This is a genomic window from Streptomyces sp. SAI-135 (assembly GCF_029893805.1).
Taxonomy (GTDB): Bacteria; Actinomycetota; Actinomycetes; order Streptomycetales; family Streptomycetaceae; genus Streptomyces.
Genome location: NZ_JARXYP010000001.1, coordinates 959,060 through 975,252, shown reverse-complemented (window position 1 = coordinate 975,252; position 16,193 = coordinate 959,060). Strand labels below are relative to the sequence as shown.

General features: G+C 66.8%; 16 protein-coding genes and 3 pseudogenes. 11 read left to right on the top strand and 8 right to left on the bottom strand.

The window, feature by feature from the left end; genetic code table 11:
- The first annotated feature begins 332 nt into the window (after positions 1-332).
- From M2163_RS04280 to M2163_RS04265, 4 genes and pseudogenes are all read left to right on the top strand, one after another.
- Positions 333-1,139 (top strand): alpha/beta hydrolase, encoded by an 807-nt coding sequence (locus M2163_RS04280; protein WP_280854415.1) that lies wholly within the window; start codon positions 333-335, stop codon positions 1,137-1,139.
- Between the two features lie 66 nt (positions 1,140-1,205).
- A pseudogene (locus M2163_RS04275) lies at positions 1,206-1,972 on the top strand (transposase).
- An 82-nt stretch (positions 1,973-2,054) separates the two neighbouring features.
- Positions 2,055-2,810 (top strand): MBL fold metallo-hydrolase, encoded by a 756-nt coding sequence (locus M2163_RS04270; RefSeq protein ID WP_280854416.1) that lies wholly within the window; start codon positions 2,055-2,057, stop codon positions 2,808-2,810.
- A 331-nt stretch (positions 2,811-3,141) separates the two neighbouring features.
- Positions 3,142-3,564, top strand: a complete 423-nt coding sequence (locus M2163_RS04265) for a MarR family winged helix-turn-helix transcriptional regulator (RefSeq protein ID WP_280854417.1) — start codon at positions 3,142-3,144, stop codon at positions 3,562-3,564.
- A 456-nt stretch (positions 3,565-4,020) separates the two neighbouring features.
- Here the strand turns inward: M2163_RS04265 and M2163_RS04260 are convergent, their stop codons facing one another.
- Positions 4,021-4,797 carry an alpha/beta hydrolase gene (locus M2163_RS04260; RefSeq protein WP_280854418.1) on the bottom strand — a complete coding sequence of 259 codons (777 nt, stop codon included), beginning with the start codon at positions 4,795-4,797 and terminating at the stop codon, positions 4,021-4,023.
- Between the two features lie 50 nt (positions 4,798-4,847).
- Here M2163_RS04260 and M2163_RS04255 point away from each other — a divergent pair, with 50 nt between their 5' ends.
- The gene (locus M2163_RS04255; RefSeq protein WP_280893100.1) at positions 4,848-5,819 is read left to right on the top strand and encodes a LysR family transcriptional regulator; all 972 of its coding nucleotides are present in this window, start codon (positions 4,848-4,850) and stop codon (positions 5,817-5,819) included.
- Positions 5,820-5,974: 155 nt separating this feature from the next.
- Here M2163_RS04255 and M2163_RS04250 read toward each other — a convergent pair whose 3' ends face one another.
- Positions 5,975-6,535 carry an XRE family transcriptional regulator gene (locus M2163_RS04250; protein ID WP_280854420.1) on the bottom strand — a complete coding sequence of 187 codons (561 nt, stop codon included), beginning with the start codon at positions 6,533-6,535 and terminating at the stop codon, positions 5,975-5,977.
- A 177-nt stretch (positions 6,536-6,712) separates the two neighbouring features.
- Between M2163_RS04250 and M2163_RS04245 the strand changes: the two genes are divergently transcribed.
- On the top strand, positions 6,713-7,783 hold the full coding sequence (locus M2163_RS04245) for a 2-oxoglutarate and iron-dependent oxygenase domain-containing protein (protein ID WP_280854421.1): 1,071 nt from the start codon (positions 6,713-6,715) through the stop codon (positions 7,781-7,783).
- Positions 7,784-7,825: 42 nt separating this feature from the next.
- Here the strand turns inward: M2163_RS04245 and M2163_RS04240 are convergent.
- Positions 7,826-8,130 (bottom strand): annotated as a pseudogene (locus M2163_RS04240) (molybdate-binding protein); the annotation flags it as partial.
- A 138-nt stretch (positions 8,131-8,268) separates the two neighbouring features.
- On the opposite strand from M2163_RS04240, the gene M2163_RS04235 reads away from it, so the two are divergent.
- Positions 8,269-8,490: a hypothetical protein gene (locus M2163_RS04235; RefSeq protein WP_280854422.1), complete on the top strand. Its 222-nt coding sequence runs from the start codon at positions 8,269-8,271 to the stop codon at positions 8,488-8,490.
- A 322-nt stretch (positions 8,491-8,812) separates the two neighbouring features.
- Positions 8,813-9,124 (top strand): hypothetical protein, encoded by a 312-nt coding sequence (locus M2163_RS04230; protein ID WP_280854423.1) that lies wholly within the window; start codon positions 8,813-8,815, stop codon positions 9,122-9,124.
- Between the two features lie 12 nt (positions 9,125-9,136).
- On the opposite strand, the gene M2163_RS04225 is transcribed toward M2163_RS04230, so the two are convergent.
- Positions 9,137-9,490 carry a transposase family protein gene (locus tag M2163_RS04225; RefSeq protein ID WP_280854424.1) on the bottom strand — a complete coding sequence of 118 codons (354 nt, stop codon included), beginning with the start codon at positions 9,488-9,490 and terminating at the stop codon, positions 9,137-9,139.
- A 237-nt stretch (positions 9,491-9,727) separates the two neighbouring features.
- Between M2163_RS04225 and M2163_RS04220 the strand changes: the two genes are divergently transcribed.
- Positions 9,728-9,856 carry a hypothetical protein gene (locus tag M2163_RS04220; protein ID WP_280854425.1) on the top strand — a complete coding sequence of 43 codons (129 nt, stop codon included), beginning with the start codon at positions 9,728-9,730 and terminating at the stop codon, positions 9,854-9,856.
- Positions 9,857-10,033: 177 nt separating this feature from the next.
- On the opposite strand, the gene M2163_RS04215 is transcribed toward M2163_RS04220, so the two are convergent.
- Both M2163_RS04215 and M2163_RS04210 read right to left on the bottom strand, forming a co-directional pair.
- Positions 10,034-10,846 (bottom strand): enoyl-CoA hydratase/isomerase family protein, encoded by an 813-nt coding sequence (locus M2163_RS04215; protein ID WP_280854426.1) that lies wholly within the window; start codon positions 10,844-10,846, stop codon positions 10,034-10,036.
- Positions 10,847-11,477: 631 nt separating this feature from the next.
- On the bottom strand, positions 11,478-12,515 hold the full coding sequence (locus tag M2163_RS04210; protein ID WP_280854427.1) for an alcohol dehydrogenase catalytic domain-containing protein: 1,038 nt from the start codon (positions 12,513-12,515) through the stop codon (positions 11,478-11,480).
- 267 nt (positions 12,516-12,782) lie between these two features.
- Here M2163_RS04210 and M2163_RS04205 point away from each other — a divergent pair, with 267 nt between their 5' ends.
- Complete coding sequence (locus tag M2163_RS04205) at positions 12,783-13,682, top strand: helix-turn-helix transcriptional regulator (protein ID WP_280854428.1); 900 nt, start codon at positions 12,783-12,785, stop codon at positions 13,680-13,682.
- Positions 13,683-13,814: 132 nt separating this feature from the next.
- Positions 13,815-14,036: pseudogene (locus tag M2163_RS04200) on the top strand (integrase core domain-containing protein); the annotation flags it as partial.
- Positions 14,037-14,272: 236 nt separating this feature from the next.
- Here the strand turns inward: M2163_RS04200 and M2163_RS04195 are convergent.
- Together M2163_RS04195 and M2163_RS04190 are read right to left on the bottom strand one after the other, a co-directional pair.
- Positions 14,273-14,815, bottom strand: a complete 543-nt coding sequence (locus M2163_RS04195; protein ID WP_280854429.1) for a GNAT family N-acetyltransferase — start codon at positions 14,813-14,815, stop codon at positions 14,273-14,275.
- 164 nt (positions 14,816-14,979) lie between these two features.
- On the bottom strand, positions 14,980-15,918 hold the full coding sequence (locus M2163_RS04190; protein WP_280854430.1) for a hypothetical protein: 939 nt from the start codon (positions 15,916-15,918) through the stop codon (positions 14,980-14,982).
- Positions 15,919-16,193 lie beyond the last annotated feature (275 nt).

Sequence of the window (16,193 nt, the reverse complement as noted above, 5' to 3'; positions counted from 1 at the left end):
CGTACCCGCCGGCTCGCCGGGTGAGTTCGTCACGGACGGCTCCGTCCCCGTCGCGGCGCTCGGACTGCTCCAGGGTGCCGAGCTCGCGCAGCGCTTGGAGCTCATCGGCGCGGGCCGCGACCCGCGCGGCTTCACGGAGGCGATCTGCAGCACCGCTTCCAGCCCTCTGATGACATAGACCTTAAAGCTTCTATAACGGCCCAAATAGGCATTCGACGTCCGGACGGGCTACACGCTTCCTTCACAGAACCGGGGCCGGATCAGGTTGCTTATATAAGCAACCTGATCTAGGTTCCTTACATAAGCCTCAAGCCTTGGAGAAGAGGGAAGCGATGAGCAAACCGATCGCAGCCGGCAGCCTGCGCCCCACCCGCACCGAAACCGCCACCGTCCACGTGAGTTCCCTCGGCCCGGTGGACGTGACCGTCCAAGACCGCGACCGCACCCGCCCGTACCTGCTGCTCCACGGCGGGGGCGGCCCGGCGACCATGGCAGGATTCGCCGACCTGCTGGCCGAGCGCACTCATTCCCGCGTCTTCCTGCCCACGCACCCCGGCTTCGACGGCACCCCGAGGAACACCGCACTCACCAGCGTCACCGACCTCGCGAAGGCATACATCGCGATGCTCGACACACTCGACGTCAGCGACGTCACCGTGATCGGCAACTCCTTCGGCGGATGGCTGGCCGCGGAGATCGCCCTCCAGGGCAGCCCCCGCGTCAGCGGCGGAGTGATCATCAACGGAATCGGCATCGAAGTCGACGGCAGCCCGATGGCGGACCTCAGGGGCCTGACCCCCACCGAACTGCACACCCGCTCCTTCCACGACCCCCGCAGGGCACCCACCCCGACACACACCGGCGGCAAGGGACCAGGACCAGACGTCGCCGCGCTCGTCAGCTACACCGGCCTCACCATGTCCGACCCGACACTCGCCAAACGACTCGCCGACATACACATCCCCTTCCATGTCGTGTGGGGAGAAAGCGACCGAATCGTCACCACCGAATACGGCAGGGCATACGCGCGAGCACTCCCGATCGCGGCATTCACCCCACTGCCCCGCGCAGGCCACATGCCGCAAATCGAGACACCCGAAGAACTGCTCGGCGCACTGCTCGACATCGGCGACCGGTAACAACCACCCCCGCACACCCCTATGGGTTGTCCCGTAGCGCCTGGTCACAGGCGGGATGATCTTGGTTTGGCTGGTGTGATCACGGCCTCGGAGCCGTCCTGGACAGCCCCGTTCCCCGGGCCGAGCCCGCGCCGCTTCGGGAAGTTGATGACCGTGGTGCGGCGTGAGATCACGGACGAGCTGCGGCGCTGACGGCCGTGGAGCCTGCCGTTGGAGGACCGGGTACTGCTGGTCGCGGCGTACTGGCGCACGAACCTGACGCTGCGCCAGCTCGCCCCGCTCTTCGGCGTCTCGAAGTCGGCCGCCGACCGGATCATCGACCATCTCGGGCCGAAGCTCGCACTCCAGCCGCGCCAGCGGTTCGCGCAGGACACCGTGCTGATCGTGGACGGCACCCTGTTTCCCACCCGCGACCACGCGGTCGCCGAGCGGTCAAAGAACTACCGCTACTCCACGAACCACCAGGTCGGCACCGATGCCGACACCCGGCTCGTCGTGGTCGTCGGCCGGCCGCCGCCCGGTAACCGCAACGACTGCAAGGCGTGGGAGGAATCCGGCGCGAAGGATGCCGTCGGCAAGACGATGACCACCGCGGACGGCGGCTGTCCGGCACCGGCCTGCTGATGCCGCACCGACGCCGCAAAAGCGAAGAACTGACCGACTGGCAGGAGGCCCACAACACCTCCCACAAACAGGTCCGCGCCCGCGTCGAGCACGTCTTCGCCCGTATGAAGTGCTGGAAGACCCTGCGGGATTGCCGCCTCAAGGGCAACAGCGTCCATCACGCGATGCTCGGCATCGCCCGTCTGCACAACCTCAACCTCGCCGAATAGACGCCAGGCCCTCGCATCGGCCGGCCGCACCCTGACCACGCTGAAGATCATTCACGGACAACACTTAGGCAAGGAGACTCACATGAAGACCCCACTGAAGGTGACCCGCATCGATCACGCCTGCCAGCTGATCGAGTTCGGTGAGATCCGTGTACTGACCGACCCTTGGTTCACCCAGACCGCGACCTACTATCCCGGCGAACCGACCCATCTGGCCGTCGAGGAACTCGGCCGCATCGATGCCGTCGCCATCAGCCATGAGCACTACGACCACTGCGACCTGGACGCCCTCGTCGCCGGAGGCTTCGATCTCGACACACCTCTGATCGGGCCCGGTACGGTGACATCCATCGCACACAGTAAGGGCTTTCGCGACGTCCGGACCATCGAGGCGTGGGAATCAACCACCGTCAAGGACCTCTCCGTGACCGCAACGCCAGGCCAGCACGGCGTCCACGAGGTCACCTTCATCCTCCAGGCCGGCGGACGTACGGTCTTCTTCGGAGGCGACTCGCTCCGGGTACCGGAACTCGACACCATTCCGGAACGATTCGGCCACATCGACCTGGCCCTCCTGCCGATCAACGGCCTGTGCGTCAGGCCGCTGAACCACCAGCAAATGGTCATGAACGCCGAACAGGCCGCCAACCTGACGGCCGTTCTCAAGCCGACACTCGCCGTCCCCCAGCACTACGCCTTCCACAGCGGCCGACTCGGTGACCAGATCATCACCAAGACCGACCACGATCCCCGCCACTACGCCGACACCGTCGCCCGCATCGCACCGGAACTCGACGTGCGCATAGTCCTGCCCGGGATCGAAGTCACAGTTCCGTGAGACCCACGGGCGCAGCGGCACCCCTGCCAATACGCCCGCACCAGCAGACACGCCACAAAACGGTGACAACCCAGGACAGATAGCTGATCGACACCAACTGGCCATCGGCCAACGAATCAGCGGTCACACCGCCCACATCCGCCCACTCAATATGCCCGCCCGTCAACCACGCCCGTCAAAGCGAAGACATACCCACTGCCGCAGACCACGGGCAGCAAGTCGCCACCCCCACTGCCATCGGCGGTGACCGCAGCTCACAGAGGTGCCAAGTCACCGCTCCTCACAGGATGAGGACGTGTAGCTAAGGATACTGAGATTGAAGGGCATCACCATGACTGCCGTGACATTGCAGGACGTCGGACTGGCGGTCAAACGACTGCAATGGCACCACCATCGCGCGGCCAACACCGGTTTGGGCGAGCTCGGCCTGTCCCTGCCACAGCGGGATGTGCTGAGGCATCTGCACGCCCAACCGGACGCGTCCCTGCATGCGCTCGCGGTGCTGACGTTCCAGACGGACCAGTCGATCGGCACGCTGGCGGGCCGGATGATCGGCCGAGGGCTCATCGAGCGGGTCTCCGCGCCGGGCCGCGCCGTCCGACACCGCCTCACCGAGGAAGGAGAACGGCTACGACTCGAAGGGAGCAAGGTCGTCGAACGCGTCATGCAGCACACTCTCGGCGCACTGACGCCGGACGAACTGGCGACCTTGCACAGGCTGCTGCTCAAGGCGGACCCCGGGGACCCGGCATAAGCGGTTCGGTGGGATCGGAAGACAGGTGCCGGCGGTCGTTCCCGGTGACAGTCCGGGGCATCAGACCCCGGCACCTTCCACCGCATACGACCTGCGCCATCCGCTCAATGAGTGGGATCCGGTTCGAATGGGGACTCAATTGCGTGTAAGGATCAGGGGCATGGCACGTCCGCGCGGAGGTGCCATGCCCCTGGGGAGCTGCAGGGGTGTCGGACGCCGAAGAGTCCGTCTAACGGCATCTGATGGCCGTCAGCCAAGCCTCGGCCGCAGAGGTGGCCTCGCACACCGGCCTGAGCCCAGCCGAGGCCGCGGCGGCCCTGGCCGGGCTGAGCCCCAAGGGAATGGCGAGCCACACCGACATGCTGCCGCGGCACTTCCGCGCCACTCCCCCCGATGTGGCCCTGCTGCCCATTCCGCGGTCGGGTCGCCCCACGCGTCAGCCCGACCGCACGGGGCCTATCGGGGCAACTCCGCCCAGAACTCCTGCAGAGTCTTCGCCGCTCGCTCGGGTTCTTGCAGCATCCAATAGTGGCTCAGCCCGTCAAGCCGCGCCAGCTGAGCGCCGAACCTTCGCGCCAACTCCACGTTTTGGGCGACTACCAACTCCGCGTCCTGGGTGACGCCCTCCAGGTCGTCGCCCGTTGGCATCAAGACAAGTCCCGGCGTGTCGATCGGTCCGGTCACCGCCGTGCCCCAGTCAATGTGAAAATTCGGCCAGGCCGAGCGGTACAGCGCGAGTATGGCGGCGCTCATCGTCTCATCGTGTGCGGCGTCGACTTCGGCAGCGAAATCCGCCGTCATACCGCGCGTGCGCAGCACATCGCCGAAAGTGCCACCGCTACCCGGCACCGCCGCGCGGATCGCCGATAGAGATTCCTCGCCTTCCGGGCTCTTGTTCCACAATGTCGCTGCCGCGTGCCACTGGTAGTCGGGATGCCAGCCATACACGACGTCAGACACCCAACTGCGGACCGGCACGTCCGCGTAGGCCGACACGACACGCATGGCCAGGTGGCCTCCCCAGTCGTGGCCGACAAGATCAACCGGCTCTCCGATCGCCAGCAGTTCGCCGGCCAACCAGTCGGCGTAGCCGTCCTTGTCAGTCAGATGCGGCGGCCGGGCAGAGCCAAACCCCGGCAGGCGCAGTGCCACACTCTCCTGCGGAATAAGGCGGCGGACACTGTCCCAGAGGGCCGGCGTCTCCGGGACGCCATGAACGAACACCACAGTCATGGCAGGTAATCCTGCACGGGCCGTGTCTGTCGAGGTATCCAAATCCGGGCATGGGCCGCGATGCCGGATCGGCATGGCACACTGACGACATGGCAGAGGTCGACATACGCCAGCTGCACTATCTTGTGGCCGTCGCCGACGAAGGCGGCATCACTCGCGCCGCCGAACGCCTCACGATGACGCAGCCTGCGCTGTCGCGCGCCATCGCCACGCTGGAACGAGCCGTCGGGGTTGCCTTGCTCGTACGGCTGCCCCGTGGGAGCGCCCTGACCCCGGCGGGCGCAGTGCTGGCCGACCACGCTCGGGCCATCACCAGACACGTGTCGGACGCGGTAAGGCAGGCCCGCGAGGTCGGCGGTGACACACCCCCGCTGCGTATCAGCGCTCGCGGCTGCGACCTGGATGCCCTGGACCAAATGATCCGCGGCTACCACGCCGCAGACCCTCGGCTGCGTACGGAGGTGGTGATGGCGGACTGGCGGACCCAGCTGGAGAACCTGCGCTCCGGGGTGACCGACCTCGCCCTCGTCAGCGGCGACTTCGACGACCGCGGCCTGGACAGCGAGGTGCTTGCTGTCGACGAACGCGTCGCCCTGCTCCCCGCTGCGCACCGGCTCGCGGGCCGCGAGGTCGTCGACCGTGCCGATTTGCTGCCCGACGCCGTGATCAGCTTCTCCAGCAGCAGCGACACCGAACGCGCCTACTGGCTGGACGGCGCACCGATCGCCGCGCCCGAGGTCACCGATGTCCTGCAACTCCTCATTCAGGTACGCCTGGGCAACGGCATCGCGTTCCTGCCTCGGGAGATGCTGCGGTTCGGCCCGTTGCCGTCCGGGATCAGGGTGGTCCAGGTCAACGGGGTGACCCCGGCCCGTCTCCGGCTGGTTTGGGCCGAACAGCAAACCTCACCAGGGGTCGCTCGCTTCGTTCGGCACGCCACGGCAACATACACAAACAGGGCTTTGGCGCGTCTCCCGCTTGCGGACAGTGGAGCTGCTGCGGTTGGACTCGGGTTGTCGTAGGTGCTGACTGAGGTTCCCCCGCTGAACTGGACAGCCTGATACTGGGACGGTTGAGTCCCGGAGGAAGCAGCCCAGATAGTGAGGGGCAGGAGCAACATGAGTAAAAAAGCTCCTGTGACCGGCCTGACCGGGGGCGGTCCCGGCCTCGGGCGGGTTCAGAAGCCGGGCGGAGAACTGATGAACAGGAACCTGGCCGGGGCGTCGCTGTCGTTGAACCACTGGTGGGACTCCGTGGCGGCGTAATAGGCGGTGTCACCCGCATGCAGCAGGTGCGAGGTGCCGCCGATGACCAGGCGTATCGTCCCGTCGATGACGTAGACGAACTCCTCTCCTGCGTGAGTGGTGGCGGACTCTGCAGCGCTGCCAGGACTCGCCGTGACCTCGTTGCAGTCCATGAGGCGGTTGCCGCCGACGCAGAAGCGGACCATGGCACCGCGCCCGAGGGGGTACGAGCGCCCTTCGCCAGCGCGCACGACTCTCGCGGGAGCGCGGGTTCCCTCTTCGAGCAACTGGTGGGCCGTGGTACCCAGGACCTGCGCGATCCGGTGCAGGTTGATGATGCTGGGCGTCACGTTGCCGTTCTCGGCCTGGCTGAGGAAGGGCTGGGACACCCCGGCCTGCCCGGCCAGTTGCGTCAGCGTGAGCCCGGCCGCTTTGCGGGCCGCGCGGATGGATGCTCCGAGCGATCTCGCAAGGTCCTGCTGCTCATCGTCCATGGCCGGACGCTATCAAGGCGGACGGCCAGCCGAGTAACCCCGTAACCGCACGGACACACCATAACTGAGAAGAAGAAATAATTACTCTCAAGAATATTTGGCGATAGGGTTAGACGCTCCCCGCCTCCGCCCCGACCTGTCCCGTCCCTCCTCTTATCCGACCAGTTGGAGACACTCATGACAGAGCACACCGCCGAGACCCGCGCATTCTCAGTCCCGGTCGTCGACATCAGCGCCTACACCGCCGATGGCACCCGGGAGGAGAAGGCCGAGGTCGCCCGGCAGCTTGACGATGCCTGCACCACTGTCGGTTTCGTACAGATCCTCGGCCACCGGATCCCGCACGAGATCCTCGACGGCCTGACCCACGCCGTCGACTCCTTCTTCGCCCTGCCACTGGAAACGAAGAAGGAGTACCAGGTGCAAAGGGCCAACCGGGGCTACAGCCCGCCCAAGAGCGAGTCGCTCAGCCTGAGCCTGGGCGTCGAGCCGGCCACCCGCATGAACGACTTCTTCGAGGCGTTCAACATCGGCACAGAGGCCCGCTCCTTCCCGCACCTCGACCTCTCGGAGGAAGACTACGGCCTCAACCTCTGGCCCGACGCCGAAGCCTTTCGCCCCAAGGTCGAGGCGTACTTCACCGAGGCTGCCCGCGTCGCCCGCACCCTCACCACGGCCTTCGCAGACGCACTCGGGGTGCCCGGCGACTTCTTCGTCCGCCTCACCGACCACTCCGTGGACGTGCTGCGGCTGAACAACTACGCCCTGCCGGAAGGCCCCGTCTCCCTCGCCGGCGACCTGATCGGCATGGGCGAGCACACCGACTTCGGCATTGTGACCGTCCTGTGGGCGGACCAGGTCGCCGGACTGCAGGTCCTCGACAGCGACGGCCTGTGGCACGACGTCTCCCCCGCCGACGGGGCCCTCTTGGTCAACCTCGGCGACCTGACCGCCCGGCTGACCAACGACCGCTGGATGTCCACCCTGCACCGCGTGAAGCCCCCGGTCATCGACGGCACCATCCAGCGCCGCCGCTCCGTCGCGTTCTTCCACGACGGCAACATCGACGCCGTCATCTCCACCCTGCCCAGCCACCTCGACGCGGCCGACGGACTCGCCTACGAGCCCATCGTCGTCCGCGACCACATCAAGGCCAAACTCGCCGGCTCCCGCCAAGGCAAGATCAACACCAGCGCCGTACGCGAAGCCGCGCGTGTACTGTCCGCCGCAAAGAGCATCCAGCCGTAAGCAGCGTCCAGACGGTGCCCGACCGAGCATGCGGGCTGACCGTCAAAGCTTGAGAAAATCGGCCACGGCCAGGACGTGCCGACCCTCGCCGAACGGCACCGGTGCGACGCACGCCTTGCCCGCTTCGGCGTTAGGAGCGTTTTCAGCAGAACGACCGTGTCACCTGCCGCTTTTACGCCGGTCCTGTACACGACGAAGGCCTCAGCCTCCTTCAACACCACTTTGTTCAGGCCGTCTTGACGTTCTCCTCGTAGGAGACCTGAGTGAGCTTGAGGTCCGCGGCGTCCAACGCCTTCTCCGTGGCAACGTCGACGGCATCCCTTCTCGCACAGCACGGCCTTCAGGTCGGCGACTTCGGTCCCCCTCGAAGGCCCTGAACACTACGTTCGGGAGCTGCAGAAGTTCCTCGGCACCGGCCGCTGAGCAGGCGACAGGGCCCCGCCGAGCACCGTTCGCGACAGGAAGACACCGCGCCATGGTGCGCGATGTCCCAGTCGTGGATCATCTCGGCGAGCGTGATGCCGGGCGCGATGCCTTTGGCACGGATGCCTTCCGGCCGCCGGCCGCCGGCCACCGTCGCCGCCACCCGCTACACCTACGACCACGACGCCAGCGGAAACCAGGTCGCCACCATCCAGGCCGGAACGGTCACCAACCGCACCCAGTGGGGCCCCAACGCCCCGCTGCCGATCCTGGCCACCGAATAGGACGGCGACTGGGCGATCAAGCAGTCCTACCGCTACGACCCTCTCGGCCAACCGTCAAGCACCAAAACCGGCTCAGGCGCATCCATCCACTACCACCACGACACCCAGGGCTCCCCAGTCGACGTCACCAACAACACCGGCATCCTTTACCAGCGCTGGGCCTACGACCCCTTCGGCACTCGAACCTTGGACACGGTCACCGCTGGCGCCCCCGAGAGCACCCCGTCCTACATCGGCGCCCGCTACGAAACCACCACAGGCCGGCCGAGCAGTGCATTGCCGTACCGGCCCCCTGTTCTGATGTGGACTCACATCCGTATAAGTGCTGCGGCGATGGTCGGGACCACCTCCGCCGCTTCCGGCGCACGCCGACGGCGGACCGGTCATCACCGAGGTCGTGGTCAACAAGGGCAAGAACATCCTGGTCGGCCCCACCGCCGTCACCAAGTTCAGCGCCCAGGTCACGGCCACCGATCCGTCCGGCGTCACCGTGGCAGACGCCATGCTGTGGTTCGGCCCCTCCTACGACCACCGCACCGGCGGTCCGTCTTCGCGCCACCTGCGCGAGGGTTACGACGGTGCCGTGGGTAACCGCGGAGAGCAGATGCCGGCGCGTCGCGGGGAGACGGGCTGATCCCCTGAGTGCTTAGCCGTCGACAGCGATCGCGCGGGGCCGCCCGGACGCGGAGGGCGACGGCGACGGGGCGGGCTCGGTGGCGGTGCGGTGCCGGTCGGCCAGGTAGGGGCCCACCACCCGGTCCAGAGCGTCACCGTCAACAGCCCTCAGCACACGGCCGATCGTGGCAGGCGACAGAGTGCGCCGCCTTCTGAGCAGGTGGCGGCGGATCCCGATCACCGTCAGGAGTGTGTTCGAGGAACGCTGGCCCCACTCGGCGAGTTCGTCGATGCTCCTCGCTCCCGAGACGGCCCCGCAGGCACACACCAGCAGGATCGCGGTCAGCGAGTACCACCGGCCCCGCCGAGAGCGCGGGTCGGGCACCGAGTCGAAGGAGGGGCGCAGGTCAGCGACCCCGCATCCAGCGGGCCCAGCTTCACCAACACGGCGGGAATGGGAGAAGATACAGCGGCAGGCCCGGGCTACCTCGTGATCATCGGGCTTAGACACCACAATGATCACGAAGCCCGTGCCCGCCCTGTTATGCACCCCAACCGGTCACAACCCGACCAGCCGCACGCCCCCCGGAACTTGCAACCACCCTGCAGCGCACTCCGCGTGATGGCCACCTTCCGCAACCTCGCGATCGGCCTCGCCCACCTCGTCGGCCAGCGCAACCAGGCCGCCGCAGTCGATCACTACAGGTCACACCCCGACCACGCGTTCGACCTCATCACGCCCAACGGCTGAGAACGCCCACGCCTTGCATCTTTGGCGGCGAAGGCTCATTGCTTCGACTTCTTCGCCGCGAGGGCCGACGTTATTCTCGCTCCGCCTCGATGAGGTAGAGCACGTCCTTGAAGCACCGCGCGTCGCGCGCAGGCGTGAGGCTCTTTTCACCTCGCACCTGCACTTTCTGGCGGAGGGTCAGACGGTTTGTGCCAGGTAATGTCCCAGGTTTCGCTCGACTTCCTCGACGCCGATCTCGGCGAAGATGTTGGCGAAGACGGCGCCTCGGGCTCGGAAGCCGGGCCAGGTAGCAGAGGTGGTGAACGCGGCCCAGGAGTCGCGAATGTTGCCCTGCGGGGGGAGGCTGGCGCGGTTCACGATCGATTTGACGCCACGTACGGCATCGGCGTCGAACGCCGCGACGCGTGCGGCAGTCGATTCGACGAACCGATCGAGATCGGCATCCGGCAGAGCTCGGGTGACCCAGCCGAAACGCTCAGCGGTAGCCGCGTCGTAGTCGGCGCTGGTGAGCAGAATTTCGAGGGCGCGGTCGCGGCCGACAAGCGATGGCAACCGGTCGCCCGCGCCTCCGCCAGGGAGAAGACCGGTGCCGACCTCAGGCTGGGAGAAGATCGCTTGCTCGCGGCTGGCGTAGCGCAAGTCGAAAGCGAGGGTGAGGTCGTCACCTCCGCCGCGAGTACGGCCGCGAATCGAGGCGATGCTGACGAACGGCGCGGATGCCAGCCGTGTCGCTACGTCGATGAACAACGGGGTGCCGTCGGTCGTGTGCTGGGAGAGCAACTCGTCGAACTGGCTGAGGTCGGCGTGGTTGTAGAAGTACCCGGGGGTTGCGCTGTCAAAAATGACAACTTGGACCTGAGTATCGGTGCTGAGGACGTCGATGACGTCGGAAAGTTCGGCGATAGTGTCGGCGCCAACGACGTTCACGGGCCCGTTCGCAAAGGTGACTCGCCGGATCTTCGGGGATATGACTTGGATGTTGAACTGCATGGTTTGCTTCTTTCGGAATTGACGGGGCGCCCACCCAACTGTCGCGCGGTCGAGCCGGGCGACGAACGCGCACAGATGTCGGGGGTCCCCATTTCCATATGCCTGGGATCTGCCCTGCTGAAGCCGGGTCCGTTGGACGCGGCCCGGGTCGCTGACCTGCGTCCCTATTTCGGTTCGGTGCCCGATCCGCGTTCGCGGCGGGGCCGGCTGGAGGCCTCCGCGGATGGCGTCGATGGCGTCCTGCCCGACGGCGTATCGCAGCGGAGGACGGCGGGGACGGGGGAAGATAATGCGGCAGGCACGGGCCGCCTCATGATCAACGGGCTTGGGCACCACGATGATTACGAAGCCCGTGCCTGCTCTGCTATCCGCCCCAACCGGTCCTCCCCGACCGACCGCACGCCTCCGGAACTTGCATCAGCCCTGCACGACCGGTGGGAAACGAGATCGGTCCGGTCGTCCACGGCCTGCTGATCGCGCAGGATTCCGTCGTCCCCAAGGTGACCCCCACCCCGGCCTCGCCCCTGAAGTGACCGGGACCGCGAATCCGCCACCAGCGGCTGGTGGGGACTGCGGCCGTCCGCACCAGCGGCTGGGGGGACTGCGGCCGTCCGATGCGTGACGCGCGCGGTCAGGGCTTGATCAGGACCTTGAGAGCGGAGCGCTCGGCCATGTCGCGGTAACCGTCGGCGACACCGTCGAGGCCGACGGTCCGGTCGAAGACCTTGCCGGGCTGGATGACCCCGTCGAGGATGTCCGGCAGGAGTTCCTCCATGTACGCGCGAACGGGCGCGGCACCGCCGGTCAGACGGATGTTCCGGATGAAGAGGCTGCCCAGTCCGATGGGCGCCTCCTCGTACTGCGGGAGGCCGACGCGGCTGATGACGCCGCCCCCACGCACCACACCCACGGCCTGCTCATAGGCCGGCTTGTGGCCGACCGCTTCGATGACGACGTGGGTGCCCTGGCCGCCGGTGAGTTCACGTACCTCGGCGATTCCCTCCTCACCGCGCCCTGCCACGACGTCCGTGGCGCCGAATTCCCGGCCGAGGTCGGTACGCGCCTTGTGGCGGCCCATGAGGATGATCTGCTCGGCGCCGAGCCGCTTGGCGGCGAGGACGGCCATGAGACCGACCGCGCCGTCACCGATGACGGTGACCCGGGTGCGGGCGTCGACGCCGCCGGACACCGCCGCGTGATGCCCCGTGCCCAGGACGTCGGCGAGGGTCAGCAGGGACGGGATGAGCGCGGAGTCGGCGGCGACGGGCAGTTTGACGAGCATGCCGTCGGCGAAGGGCACGCGGATGGCCTCGGCCTGCGCGCCCTCGTCCGGCACCATGTCCCAGTAGGAAGCGTGCGCACAGGCGAGGTGCATGCCCTCCTGGCAGAACGCGCAGGTTCCGTCGGCGATGACCCAGGGCGAGACGACCAGGTCGCCCGCCTTCACGGAGGTCACCTCGGAGCCGGTGGCCTCGACGACACCGATGAATTCGTGGCCCATCCGGGCCGGACCGTACGCGGCGGGCATCCCGCCGTAGGCATGCAGGTCGCTCCCGCAGACGCCGGAAGCGGTGATACGGACCAGCGCGTCAGTGGGTTCCTTGATCCGGGAGTCCGGGACGTCCTCGATGCGGATGTCGCCGGCCGCATGCATGACGGTTGCTCGCACGATGTCTCCTGAAGTGGTGCGTGAGTCGGTCGGTTGGTGCCGCCCGGTGGGCACGGCGGGTGGCGGTGAATAAGGCCGCCCGCCGTGCCCACCCCGGACAGGGCAGGGCAGGTCCCGGTGAGAGGGTCGGACCGGCTCGTTCGAGCCGTGTCCCCTGCCGTGCGGGCTCCAGCACAACGCACTTGGCCGCGGACGGGGGAGACTGCGTTCATGGGGGGTATCAGCTCGACCCCCTACGATCGCGACCACGGCGTTAACGTGAGAGGCATGACCCACAGCCCCGACAATCGCGGCGACATCCGTGACTTCCTCATCAGCCGTCGCGCCCGGCTCACCCCAGAGCAGGTCGGACTGCCGGGCAGCGGCCGGCGCCGGGTCCCGGGCCTGCGTCGGGGCGAGGTCGCGGTGCTGGCCGGAGTGAGCACCGAGTGGTACACGCGCCTGGAGAAGGGCAACATCAGCGGTGTCTCCGAGGAGGTCCTCGACGCGGTCGCCCGCACCCTGCGGCTGACCGAGGACGAACGCACCTACCTCTTCGACCTGGCGGCCGCGGCGCGCCCCTCCAGGGGCACCCGTCGGCGCAGGGTCACCGAGGTGCCGCCCTCACTCCAGTGGTTGCTCGACACCATCACCCTGTCCGCGGCGGTAGCGACGGACGGCTGCCAGAACGTCGTCGCCACCAACGCGCTCAGCCGCGTCCTCTTCGCACCCATGCTCCGGAGCCACACCGTCACGGCGGACAACCGCCTGAACATCGCCCGCTACACCTTCCTCGACGAGGCGTCACAACGGTTCTACGCCGACTGGGACGCGGCGGCCACCACCACCGTCGCCCTGCTACGCGCCGAAGCCGCCCGCTCCCCCCACGACAGCGGGTTGCGTGCTCTGGTGGGTGAACTGTGTACCGTCAGCGCCGAGTTCCGCACTTTCTGGGCCGCCCATCACGTGCGGACCCATCACCACGGCGTCAAGAGCTTCCACCACCCGGACGTCGGCACCGTGGAACTCGTCCACCAGCACCTCGAACTGCCCGTGTCGACCCGGACCGGCCATGCGCTGACCGTCTACACCGCCCAACCGGGAACACCCTCCGAGGAGAAGATCAGACGCCTCGCGAACTGGGCGGCGCATCAGACCCGGACTCCGGCACGGACCACCGACGAGTGATCCAGGTAGCGACCACCCGCCCACTACCGCCCCTACCGCAGGGACATTCGAGAGGCCCTGTCCGGGGCCGGAGTCACGCTCGACGTAAGAGCTTCTTGGCAGCAGGCGCTGGCCGACCTCGGGTCGACAGGCAAGCTCACCCGCGCCCACCGGCCGCAGACCAACGGCAAGGTCGAACGCTGCAACCGCACCCTGCTCGACGAGTGGGCCTACCTGCGGCCCTACACCAGCAACACCGAACGCACCGAAGCGCCGGCGGACGTTCTGCACACCTACAACCACCACCGCTGCCACACAGCACTCGGCGGCCAGCCACCCATCAGCCGCGTGAACAACGTTGCGGCTCAATACAACCAGCGTGTGGGCGACAACTCTATATTCCGGCCTGTTTTCCACGTGCCCCGAGGAGCAGTCCCGGAACAGCTATGTGCGTCCGCCGAAGGGCGCGCGGCTTTCAAGGCTTCCCTCGATCATCCGGAAGATCCCGTCGAGTGTAGTCACCGGTTTGACCATTGCCGGCGATTCACGTTGGACTGCAGCGTTCGGGAGAGGGAGCGGTGGGCTCAACGTGGACCATTACGATTACCGCTTCACTGACGCAATTCTTTCTTGTAAAGAATAAAATCACAGGGCACCGCAAGGAGTGGAGCAAGATGCGGATACTTGTCCTCGAGGGAACCCCGACCGACAATTTTGTATCCGTCCCGCTCATTCCATGACGCCATGAAGTCCTTGGATTCGACCCTCAAATCCCTGGGAGTCAGCAACTCGATCTGGAGTGAAGAAATTCCATGCGATTTGAGGAAATCAAAAACAAACTGCCGAATCCGTCGGCCGATGCCTTGATTGCGCATCTCCGGGTGGGACACCAGCATGCCAGTCTCGGCCGTGTCCGCATCCAGGATGGCAAGATGTATGGACCCGACCACTCGCCCATCACACCGCGCTACGACAATCTGTCCCTTCCCGGTGTACTTGGCGATTTCCTCCACGGTCGTGCGCGGGGTACCGGGTAGCCAGATGCCGGCCTCCGCGCTGGCGTACACCCGGTTGACCAAGTCGGTGATCTCGGTCATCAAGGTTTCGTCTGAGTTCGCTTCGGGCGGAAGTACCTGAATGTCGAGAGGCGTCATACTCATGAATATGCTCCAAGACTCGGCCGTCGCACTGTGAAAGCAGCGTACCGATCACTCTGAGTCGACAGGTCAAGCAGCGGTAAGAAAACTTACCGTTTTCTTCGTGATTTGAAGCACGCTTCTACTGCCGCCGAGACGGACGGCGCCAGACCCCGACGGCCCTACGGCGAGTCGGCCCACCGCCCGGCTGCCAACCAGCCAAGTGCCCGGCCCGCAGCCGGGCGGACATCACATCCATCCGTCTGCCGGAGCCCGTCACCGCACCACGGTGGCGGGCTCCTCGCATCACCAGCCTCCGGAAACAACCCCGGACAGCCGCCTCTCCATGCTTTGCGGTGACCGCGGCGCATCCGGCACAGGCGCTGCTGCGAACGCCTTGCCGCCGACAGCGTCGTCTTGAGCGGGGTGCAGCCGCCGGGGATCACGGTGATCTGGGCGTGTGAAGGTCCGGATCGTTCAAGCCGGGGTGGCCCAGGATGCCCGTGTAGCGCTGAGCGGTGTCGATGGTCAGGCCGAACATCTCGCTGATGCGTTTGGCATCGCCGACGGCGAGGGCTTCTTGCAGGAGTCGGTCGGTGGCAGGTCGCGGGTGTGGAGGTGGGGGCCCAGGCGTGCGTAGACGAGGCGGGTCCGACCGGGTCGGTGCCGTTGGCGTAGAGCGGGTGGGTGAACAGGCAGGGGTTCGCGGTCGCCGGCCGGCGGGCGGTGCGGTGGTTGAGGTAGGCGGTCAGGCGTTCGCGGACCGGGGCGACGAACACGATGACGCGGTCGCCGACAATGAGGCGGGCGCCGTCGATGTCGGTCAGTTTCAGCAGGCGCAGTTGTCCTGAGCGCAGGCCGTGGAGGGCGCTCAGTGCGCACCGCAGGTCCTGCACGGGATCGGTGGAGTTCAGGGCCCGGCGCATGTCGTTCACGTTCAGCGGCATCGGAAGGATGGCGCCGGGTGCTTCGGCGAGGATCCGCGCGGCGGGGTTGGTGAAGATCGCCTTGCGGGCCCTGAGGAGGCCGAAGATGGACTTCAGGCCCCGGAGCATGCGGCAGCGGTTGGCACCCGAGGGCGGGAGCGCGGCGCGGACATCGTCGGGGACGATCGCGCTCAAGGTGGTTTTGCAACCAACTCCCCCACCAACTCACCACCCGCAGCATCCGGATGCGGACCCGACCCCACCACCCGCAACACCACACCCATCCCCGACAGCCGGCCACCACCACCCCTACCTGGATACCGGCCCACCCTCACAAAACCTGAAGATCTCTGCTCAACCCCACTGACCGAGCGAACCCCACATACCCCCAGCCCACAAGCTGCCCAGCACACTCACACCCCGCATGCGAACCCAACCCCCTTCGCACGGTTCTCCGCGAATGTGCAGGT

Bases quoted from the DNA above. Each gene is read 5' to 3' on its own strand.
- M2163_RS04280 (WP_280854415.1), top strand. From the start codon at position 333: ATGAGCAAACCGATCGCAGCCGGCAGCCTGCGCCCCACCCGCACCGAA.
- M2163_RS04270 (WP_280854416.1), top strand. From the start codon at position 2,055: ATGAAGACCCCACTGAAGGTGACCCGCATCGATCACGCCTGCCAGCTG.
- M2163_RS04265 (WP_280854417.1), top strand. From the start codon at position 3,142: ATGACTGCCGTGACATTGCAGGACGTCGGACTGGCGGTCAAACGACTG.
- M2163_RS04260 (WP_280854418.1), bottom strand. From the start codon at position 4,797: ATGACTGTGGTGTTCGTTCATGGCGTCCCGGAGACGCCGGCCCTCTGG.
- M2163_RS04255 (WP_280893100.1), top strand. From the start codon at position 4,848: ATGGGCCGCGATGCCGGATCGGCATGGCACACTGACGACATGGCAGAG.
- M2163_RS04250 (WP_280854420.1), bottom strand. From the start codon at position 6,535: ATGGACGATGAGCAGCAGGACCTTGCGAGATCGCTCGGAGCATCCATC.
- M2163_RS04245 (WP_280854421.1), top strand. From the start codon at position 6,713: ATGACAGAGCACACCGCCGAGACCCGCGCATTCTCAGTCCCGGTCGTC.
- M2163_RS04235 (WP_280854422.1), top strand. From the start codon at position 8,269: ATGTCCCAGTCGTGGATCATCTCGGCGAGCGTGATGCCGGGCGCGATG.
- M2163_RS04220 (WP_280854425.1), top strand. From the start codon at position 9,728: ATGGCCACCTTCCGCAACCTCGCGATCGGCCTCGCCCACCTCGTCGGC.
- M2163_RS04215 (WP_280854426.1), bottom strand. From the start codon at position 10,846: ATGCAGTTCAACATCCAAGTCATATCCCCGAAGATCCGGCGAGTCACC.
- M2163_RS04205 (WP_280854428.1), top strand. From the start codon at position 12,783: ATGACCCACAGCCCCGACAATCGCGGCGACATCCGTGACTTCCTCATC.
- M2163_RS04195 (WP_280854429.1), bottom strand. From the start codon at position 14,815: ATGACGCCTCTCGACATTCAGGTACTTCCGCCCGAAGCGAACTCAGAC.